Origin of the sequence: Amycolatopsis sp. SID8362 (assembly GCF_010550475.1) — a bacterium.
GTDB classification, from domain to species: Bacteria; Actinomycetota; Actinomycetes; order Mycobacteriales; family Pseudonocardiaceae; genus Amycolatopsis; species Amycolatopsis eburnea.
This window is the reverse complement of record NZ_JAAGNB010000063.1, coordinates 1-8,066: the sequence shown is the minus strand read 5'-3', so window position 1 is coordinate 8,066 and position 8,066 is coordinate 1. Positions and strand designations below refer to the sequence as shown.

Sequence of the window (8,066 nt, the reverse complement as noted above, 5' to 3'; positions counted from 1 at the left end):
GCTCACGCACCGGCCGGGCTGGACGTTGCGGCTGCTGGCCGACCGGCTGCGCGACGAGCACCGGCGGCTCGACGAGCTGCGCGTCGGCGACCTCGCCGTCCGGGCGAGCGTGACGCTGTCCTACGACCTGCTGCCGATGTCCGCGGCCACCGCGTTCCGCGGGCTCGGGCTGCTCGGGCCGGTCCAGTTCCCGCCGTGGGCGGTCGCGGCCGTGCTGGGCCGCCGTGACGCCGAAGACGTGCTCGACGTGCTGGTGGACGGCCACCTCGTCGAGCTGGTCGGCTCCGATTCGGCCGGGCAGCCGCGCTACCGGCTCCACGACCTGCTGCGCGTGTACGCAGTGGAGCTGGCGGAGCAGAGCGACGCGGCCAAGACGCGCGCGTCGCTGCACCGGGTCCTCACCGGCTACCTGGCGCTGGCGCTGGAAGCCGCGCGCCGGATGCCGTTGCACTTCTTCGGCATGTACCGCGACGAAGAGCTGCCGCGCCCGGAGGTGCCCGCCGACGTCCTGCCCGACGACCCGGCGGCGTGGTTCGCGGCCGAACGGCACACCAGCGTCCAGGCGGTTTCGCTGGCCGCCGCGCACGGCTTCGACGACCTCGCGTGGCAGCTGGCGTCGGCCCTGACGCCGTACTTCGACCTGCGCGGCCACCAGGACGACTGGCACAGCACGCACCTCATCGCCCTGACCTCGGCCCGCCGGACGGGCTCGCTGCGCGCGGAGGCGATCGTCCAGCGCAACCTCGGGCAGTACCTGCTCTACCAGGACGAATACGCCGGTTCGCGGGTGGCGTTCGAGGAGTCCCGGGCGTTGTTCGAGCGGGTCGGCGACGCGCAAGGCGTCGGCATCGCGCTGACCGGGCTCGCCACGATCCTGCGCATCTCGGGCGAGGACGACCGCGCGCTCGACCACTGCCACGAGGCCCTGAAGCTGTTCGCGGAGGCGGACGACCCGCACGGCGAAGCGGTGGCACGCATCGCCGCGGGCGCGGTCTGGATGTCCCGAGGCTGCTACGCGGCGGCGAAGCGCTGGTTCACCGACGCGCTGGAGCTGTCGGCGTCGATCGGCGACCGCCACCGCGAGGCCCACGCGTTCAAGCGCCTGGGCCTGCTGTTCCAGCACCAGGGCAACCTGGCGGCGGCCCGCGAGCACGTCGACCGCGCGATCGCGATCTTCACCGACCTCGGCGACGACCACTGCGTCGGGTACGCGAACCAGAACCTGGGCGAGCTGTGCCTGCACAGCGGCGACTTCGCGCACGCGCAGCTGTTGCTGGTGAACTCGCTTTCGGTGCACCGCCGGAACGGGGACCGGCGGTCGGAGGCGGAGGTTTCGCAGCTGCTCGGGGAGCTGCACCGGGCGCTTTCCCAGCCGGAGCGGTCCCGCGACTACTCGGAGCGCGCGCTGGCGATCTGGCGCGAGCTGTCCTCGGCCCGCCCGGCGGCCCCGGCGGCTTCCGCTGAGCCGCCGCACATCGTTTCCGCCTGACACCCGGCCCCAAGCGCCCCAAGGTGGCCTTGGTTGCGTCTGACGCACCGAAGGCCGCCTTGGGTGCGTCTGACGCACCGAAGGCCACATTGGGGCGCTCCGGCTGGGCGCACAAGCCCGCGGCCCTGCTTGTACGGATCATGTACGCCGCCCGGCCAGTCTTTCGCCACGTTCGAGTGAACAGGTGCGAAGGGAGAACCGGGGATGATCCGGATCAGGAAGGCCGGCCGCGTGACCGCGGCGGTTCTGGCCGCGGGGGCGGTGACGGCGCTGGCCGGAGCCCCCGCCCAGGCCGCGACGAAGGCCGACGGCGCGAGCTGGACCGCCGATGTGTCCACTGTGGACACCGATGACGTCAACGTCGCCGCGGCCGGGGGAACGCTGACACTGGCCGACGCCGCGTGGCACAGAACCGCGCGGGTCTTCGCCGGCAGCGAAGGCAGTCTCACCACCGCCGAGCACGCGCTCGGCTCGGCCGCCAACCGCGTCAGCGCGGAGCTGAGCGCCGACACGCCGAAGGGCACGTCGATCGACGTCGACGTCCGCGGCCGGACCGGGGTGAACGACTGGACCGAGTGGACGCCCGCGGGCACCACGCTCAAGAGCGCCGTCAGCTCCGTGCAGGTGCGCATCAGCCTGCACAGCACCACCGACGGCGTGCGGCCGTCGGTGAAGAGCGTCAAGCTCAGCGCCGACAACGCCCCGCAGGTCAACGCGCTGGCCGAAACCGCCGCCCTGACGTACAAGGTCTACGGCACCCGCGAGGGCCTGATCGGCGGCACCACCGCCAACGGCCACGTCATCACCAGCCGCGACCACTTCGTCGCGCTGCCGTCCGGGAAGGGCTTGTCCGGCAAGGGATCCGGCACCTACTCGGTGCGCGTCTGCCGCACCGACGGCAGCAAGTGCGAGTACGCGCCGGTGTGGGACATCGGCCCGTGGAACGAGCAGGACGACTACTGGAACCCGGCGTCGATCCGGACCAAGTTCAAGGACCTGCCGCAGGGCCAGCCCGAGGCGTACGCCGCCTACTACAACGGGTACAACGGCGGCAAGAGCGGCCTCGGCTACAAGGTGGCGAACCCGGCGGGCATCGACCTCGCCGACGGCGTCTTCTGGGACGGGCTCGGCATGTCCGACAACGGCAACGTGAACGTCACCTACCTGTGGACCGGCTCCGGCCCGACCGGCGTCGTCAGCACCGCGGGCGACCCGATGAACGTCCGGGCGAGCGCGAGCACCTCCGCCACCATCAAGGGCCTCGCGGCGAACTACGCCAAGGTGAACATCGAGTGCTACGTCGAGGGCGACACCGTCACCGGCAAGTTCGGCACCAGCAACATCTGGGACCGCATCGGCCCCGGCCACTACGTGTCGGACACCTACCTGCAGACCGGCTCCGACCTCCCGGTCGCGCCCAAGTGCTGAAGCACTGACCGCGGCTCGAGCGAGCCTCGATCATCGCGTGGTTGACTGCCCTCACCCCCGCGATAACAGCGAAGGCCCGGTGTCCCCCACCGGGCCTTCGCCCTTTTCTCCGCCATTCCGCTCACCGGGACATCAATTCACAACCTTGAATGCCGATCCACCAGGTGTACAACGTCCGGGTGCGCGTGCGAAAATTCCGGGCACTTTCCCTGCACGGAATGGCGGTCCCCTGTGAGCGTTTCCCGGAGAACCCTGCTGACGACCGCGGCCGGCGCCGCGGTCGCCGCGAGCACTTCGACCCCGGCTTTCGCGGCCACGCCCGAAGTTTCCGACCAGGCCACCGTGACCCGGACGCTCCGCCAAGCGGCCGACTACGCGGTGGCCAAGCTGCGCGCGGTGGCCCCCGGCGTCACCGCGTTCCCGGTCGGCACGAAGTTCGAGAAATGGACCTATTCGCAGAACGGCGACTGGGTCGGCGGATTCTGGCCCGGTCAGTTGTGGCTGGCCTGGCTGCACAGCGGCGAGGAACAATTCAAGACCCTCGCGCTGGCGTCCGCGGAGAAACTCGCCCCGCGCCAGAACGACACCGGCACGCACGACCTCGGTTTCCTCTTCTACCCGTCCTGGGTGACGGCGTGGCGGCTCACCGGCGAGGAGAAGTGGCGCGCGGGCGCGATCCAGGCCGCGTCGTCGCTCATCAAGCGCTACAACCCGGCCGGGAGGTTCATCCGCGCCTGGGGCGCGCTGACCGACCCGAACAACGCGGGCCGCGTCATCATGGACACGATGATGAACCTGGACCTGCTGGCGTTCGCGAGCGCGCAGACCGGGGACCCGAAGTACCTCGACATCGCCGTCGCGCACGCCAAGACAGCGCAGCGGAACTTCCCGCGCCCCGACGGTTCGACGCCGCACGTCTTCGACTTCGACCCGGTCACCGGCGCGCCGATCGGGCCGAACACCGTGCAGGGCTACAGCCCGACGTCGTGCTGGTCGCGCGGGCAGGCGTGGGGCGTCTACGGCTTCACCACGATCCACCGCCGCACCGGCGACCCGGAGTTCCTGGCCACGGCCCGCCGCCTCGCGGACTACGCGCTGTCGCGGCTGACCGCCGACCACGTGCCGGTGTGGGACTACCTGGCGCCGCAGGCCCCCGACGACGTCAAGGACGCTTCCGCCGGCGTGATCATGGCGTGCGGCCTGCTGGACCTGGCGGAGCTCACGCACCGCCCGCAGTACCGGGAAAGCGCGCTGCGGATCCTGACCGCGGTGTCGCGGACGTGCATGACGACGAAGTCCGCGCGCGCCGAAGCGAGCGTCGCCCGCTGCACCCGCAACCGCCCGGCCGAGGACGGCGTCGAGGTGTCCCTCCCCTACGCCGACTACTACCTGCTGGAAGGCATCCTGCGGGTACTCGACCGGCGCGGGGTCGACCGCGCGATCGACCTTTCGAGCGTGTGACGACGTCCGGGGAGGCCGCCACCTCCCCGGACGCGCTTTCAGTGGTGGTGGTGGTGCGCGTGCACCTTGGCGTGGCCGAGCCCGCGCCCGATCATCCACTTGTTCACCGGCACCGTGACGACGAACGCGACCGCCAGCGACAGCGCCAAGGCCAGCCAGAACAGGATGCTGGCCAGTCCGGCGTCCATCGCCCCGGGAATCGCCACGACCACGGTGTTGTCGATCAGTTCCATGACGGCGATCGACACGGTGTCCGCGGCCAGCGCGACCTTGAACGCCGCCTGCAGGTTCATCCCCGACTTCAGGACGCCGCGCATGGTCAGGCCGTAGCCGAAGACGAAGGCCAGCGCGATCGAGAGGACCACGGTCGCCGCGTTGTGCAGGCCGAACGCCGTGCCCAGCACCATGCCGAGCACCTCACCGATGGCGCAGCCGGTGAGGCAGTGCAGTGTCGCCTGGATCGCCGTCGCCCACGAAGCCCCGTGCTGTTCGTTCATGCCGGTCACTATACCCCCCAGGGGTACCTAGGGTGTGTTCTCCGCGTCACATCGCGCGCCGGGTGCCGGATCGTCGTCACCCACCGTGTCCGACACCGCCGACCAGGGGATCTTCTCCTCGTTCACCCCCGAGCAGAACTCACTTCCGTAACCCTTTGCGCACATCCCGTTGACCTCCGTTACCCGGGGCCCTACCGTTCGCCCTTGGTCTCCACGGTGCGCAGACCGTCGAAAGTATCGAGGAATGGGTGGGATGCGAGGGCCGACGAAGACCTTCCGGCTGGTCGCGACGCTGGTGCTGGGTGCCGTGCTCGCGCTCGGGGGCTGCTCGGACCAGCTGAACAGCGCGCCCGCGCCGGCGCCGACCCGGATCGCGTTCGTCCCGAAGATCGGCGGCATCCCGTACTTCGAGGCGATGGACACCGGCGGGCAGGAAGCCGCGAAGCAGCTGGGCGTCACGTGGTCCATGAGCGCGCCGGCCAGCGTCGACCCGGCCGCCCAGGTGAGCATCCTGCGGGAGCTGATCGCGAAGAAGCCCGACGTCATCGTCGTGGCGCCCAACGACCCCGCCGCGCTGGCCGAGGTCATCGGCGAGGCCCGGGCCAAGGGCATCCACGTGCTGACCTCCGACACCGACGCGCCGGCCACCCGGCGTGAGGTGTTCGTCAACCAGGCCACCGCCAAGGGCATCGGCACCGCGCTCGTCGACGCGCTGATGAAGAAGACCGGCGGCGCCGGCCAGTACGCGATCGTCTCCTGCGGCCCGGCCGCGGCGAACCTCAACGCCTGGATCACGGTCCAGAAGGACTACGCGGCCACGCAGTACCCGAAGGCCCAGCTGGTCGAGACCGTCTACGCGGGCGAGGACCAGGACACCGCGACGAACCTCGCCAAGGAGCTGATGGCCCGCCACCCCGGCCTGACCGGGCTGATCGGCGAGTGCACCACGTCGGCGCCGGGCGTCGCGAAAGCCGTGCGGGACGCGGAAAAGATCGGCCAGGTGTTCACCGTCGGCGTCGGGACGCCGCAGGCGATCAAGCCGTTCCTGCTCGACGGTTCCTGTTCGCAGTCGGTGCTGTGGAACGTCGAGTCGCTCGGCTACCTCACCGCGTGGACGGCCAAGCAGGTCGCCGACGGCAAGCCGCTGCAGCCGGTCAACAAGGTGAGCCTGGAGTTGCCGGCGGTGCGCTTCGACGCCCCGTCGAAGACCGTCCTGCTGGGCGATCCGCTGCTGATCACCGCCGACAACGTCGACCAGTTCAAGTACTAGCGCACCTCGAGGGTGACCGTCGCGGTGCTCGTGGCCGCCGGGAGCCGGGTCGTGTCGACGGCCAGGTACTCGCCGTCGTCCTGACGGCCGTCCGGCAGCGTCTTCGGGCGCAGCGCGTACGGCGGCGCCGCGTTCGTCACGCCGTCGATGCCGAAGTCGTTGTCGTTGCTGATCACGAGCGTGCGGCCGCCGTCGGTGGTCGCGACGCCTTCGACCTTGTCGTGCCCGAAGAAGCCGCCGCTGGGGTCCAGGCCGGTCACCAGCGCGCCGAGGTCGAGGGACAGCTTCTTCGCAACCGGCTTGATGCCGGCGGCGGCCAGGTCCGCGGTCGCCTGCTCGGTGGTGTCCTTGCCGACGTAGGCGTCGATGCTCTTGCCGCCGACGAGCACGCCACCCTTGACTGCGTCGTAGCCCGCCGCGCGCGGGCCGACGTCGGTGGCGCCGGTCAGGTCGATCTCGTACAGCTTCTTGAACGCACCCGGTTGCGGCTTGCCGTCCCGCTCGTCGACCAGGAACCGCGTCGCCGACAGCGCGGTGATCTCGCTGACCGCGGTGCCCGTCGTGGCCGGGTCGTCGAGCAGGTAGAGGTACTCGTGCGTGGCGCGGGTCCGCAGGTCGACGGTGACGATCCGCAGCGTGGTCACGTTTCCCGGCTTCTTCGTCAGGTCCGGCTGCTGCAGCGCCGACTGCATGACGCCGACCAGCGTGCCGCCGTCCGGGGTGAGCGCGAGGCCTTCCATGCCCTTGTTGGGGACGCGGTACTTCAGCTCGCCCGGCAGCGAACCGTCGTACGGCGAAAGGCGTTCGAGCGCCCGGCCGTCGCGGCCGAAGTGCGTGAGGAACGGGCCGTACTCGTCGGACACCCAGAACGTGCCGTCGCGCTGGGCGACGAGACCTTCGGAGTCGTAGCCATTCGCCGACTTCGGCAGGACGTTCCCATTGAGGTCCACAATGGTCTCGCCGGTGTCGGCCAGCGGGCTGACCTGGCCGTTGTACGGCGTGCCGTCGGCCGCGCGCAGCGGGATCGTCTTCTCCAGCACGGCTTTCCCGCCCCGCAGCCGGAACTTCCCGATCGCGGGCGTGAACGCGGGCAGCGGCTCGATCTTGCCGCCGCCGGGCGCGTCGACGTTGGGGCCGCGGTCGGTGAGGCCGTAGAACTCGTCACGGGAGCCGGGTACCGGCGTCAGCGCCGAACCGTAGGCGCCGCCCTTGATCTCGACGCCGCCGATCGTGGCCAGCGGTGGCAGGGCCGTCGGGTAGAGCTTCACCGCGTCGGAAACGGTGTAGGTGAAGGAATCCCGGCCGGTGAAGCCGGGCTCCGGGGTGTAGTGGAAGGTGCCGTCGGCGCCGATCGACACCGTGCCGTGCGCGGCCGGTGTGTGCCGCACCACCGCGGTCGCGGATCGGTCGTTGCCGAGCACCCCGCCGCGCAGGGTCTGTCCCGCGCGGACGCGGTAGTGGTCGTCCTTCGCCCGCGGGCCGTGGTCATGGGCCGCGGCCGGTCCCGCCGCCGCCAGCGGCAGCGCCAGGACCCCGGCCACCAGTGCGATTCGTACCCGCTTCATCCGGTTTCCCTTCCTCCGGCGCGTGGATCGCACCGGAGGAGGAGTCTGAGCGGCCGAAGTGGACAATGCCCGTCTTCGAGAAGGCCGTGGCGTTAACGGTGCCGCCGGCCGTGCGCGGCCGCCGCTCCGCCGCCGAGCACCAGGATCAGCGCGGTCAGTCCCCAGCGGCGTTTCTCCTGGGTGCGCCGCGCGGTGTCCTCGGCAACGGGCTGCGGTTTCTCGGTCGGCCGCGCGTGCCGTGACGTCGTCGGCGGGGGCGGTTCCGGCGCCGACGTCGACGTCCTGGGCCGGACCACGGGCGCCGGCGCTGGGGTCGGAGTCGGTGTCGGAACCGGCGCGGCCGGCTGCTCCACCGG

At 71.0% G+C, this 8,066-nt stretch carries 6 protein-coding genes and 1 pseudogene; 4 read left to right on the top strand and 3 right to left on the bottom strand.

Annotation, left to right across the window (positions count from 1 at the left end):
• From G3I65_RS02400 to G3I65_RS02390, 3 genes are all read left to right on the top strand, one after another.
• Positions 1-1,489: tetratricopeptide repeat protein (locus G3I65_RS02400; RefSeq protein ID WP_160694307.1), on the top strand; the 1,489-nt coding region annotated here is incomplete at its 5' end.
• Positions 1,490-1,693: 204 nt separating this feature from the next.
• Complete coding sequence (locus G3I65_RS02395) at positions 1,694-2,917, top strand: hypothetical protein (protein WP_160694305.1); 1,224 nt, start codon at positions 1,694-1,696, stop codon at positions 2,915-2,917.
• Positions 2,918-3,148: 231 nt separating this feature from the next.
• Positions 3,149-4,378 (top strand): glycoside hydrolase family 88 protein, encoded by a 1,230-nt coding sequence (locus tag G3I65_RS02390; protein ID WP_160694303.1) that lies wholly within the window; start codon positions 3,149-3,151, stop codon positions 4,376-4,378.
• 38 nt (positions 4,379-4,416) lie between these two features.
• On the opposite strand, the gene G3I65_RS02385 is transcribed toward G3I65_RS02390, so the two are convergent.
• On the bottom strand, positions 4,417-4,875 hold the full coding sequence (locus G3I65_RS02385) for a DUF4396 domain-containing protein (RefSeq protein WP_160694301.1): 459 nt from the start codon (positions 4,873-4,875) through the stop codon (positions 4,417-4,419).
• 253 nt (positions 4,876-5,128) lie between these two features.
• Between G3I65_RS02385 and G3I65_RS02380 the strand changes: the two genes are divergently transcribed.
• Positions 5,129-6,145, top strand: a complete 1,017-nt coding sequence (locus G3I65_RS02380; RefSeq protein ID WP_160694299.1) for an autoinducer 2 ABC transporter substrate-binding protein — start codon at positions 5,129-5,131, stop codon at positions 6,143-6,145.
• On the opposite strand, the gene G3I65_RS02375 is transcribed toward G3I65_RS02380, so the two are convergent.
• Together G3I65_RS02375 and G3I65_RS02370 are read right to left on the bottom strand one after the other, a co-directional pair.
• Positions 6,142-7,710, bottom strand: a complete 1,569-nt coding sequence (locus G3I65_RS02375) for an esterase-like activity of phytase family protein (RefSeq protein ID WP_160694297.1) — start codon at positions 7,708-7,710, stop codon at positions 6,142-6,144. The genes G3I65_RS02380 and G3I65_RS02375 overlap by 4 nt on opposite strands.
• A gap of 92 nt (positions 7,711-7,802) precedes the next feature.
• Positions 7,803-8,066, bottom strand: a pseudogene (locus G3I65_RS02370) (hypothetical protein); the annotation flags it as partial.

What these genes read in the sequence shown, in the direction of transcription:
- G3I65_RS02395 (WP_160694305.1), top strand. Translation starts at nt 1,694, where the DNA reads ATGATCCGGATCAGGAAGGCCGGCCGCGTGACCGCGGCGGTTCTGGCC.
- G3I65_RS02385 (WP_160694301.1), bottom strand. Translation starts at nt 4,875, where the DNA reads ATGAACGAACAGCACGGGGCTTCGTGGGCGACGGCGATCCAGGCGACA.
- G3I65_RS02380 (WP_160694299.1), top strand. Translation starts at nt 5,129, where the DNA reads ATGCGAGGGCCGACGAAGACCTTCCGGCTGGTCGCGACGCTGGTGCTG.
- G3I65_RS02375 (WP_160694297.1), bottom strand. Translation starts at nt 7,710, where the DNA reads ATGAAGCGGGTACGAATCGCACTGGTGGCCGGGGTCCTGGCGCTGCCG.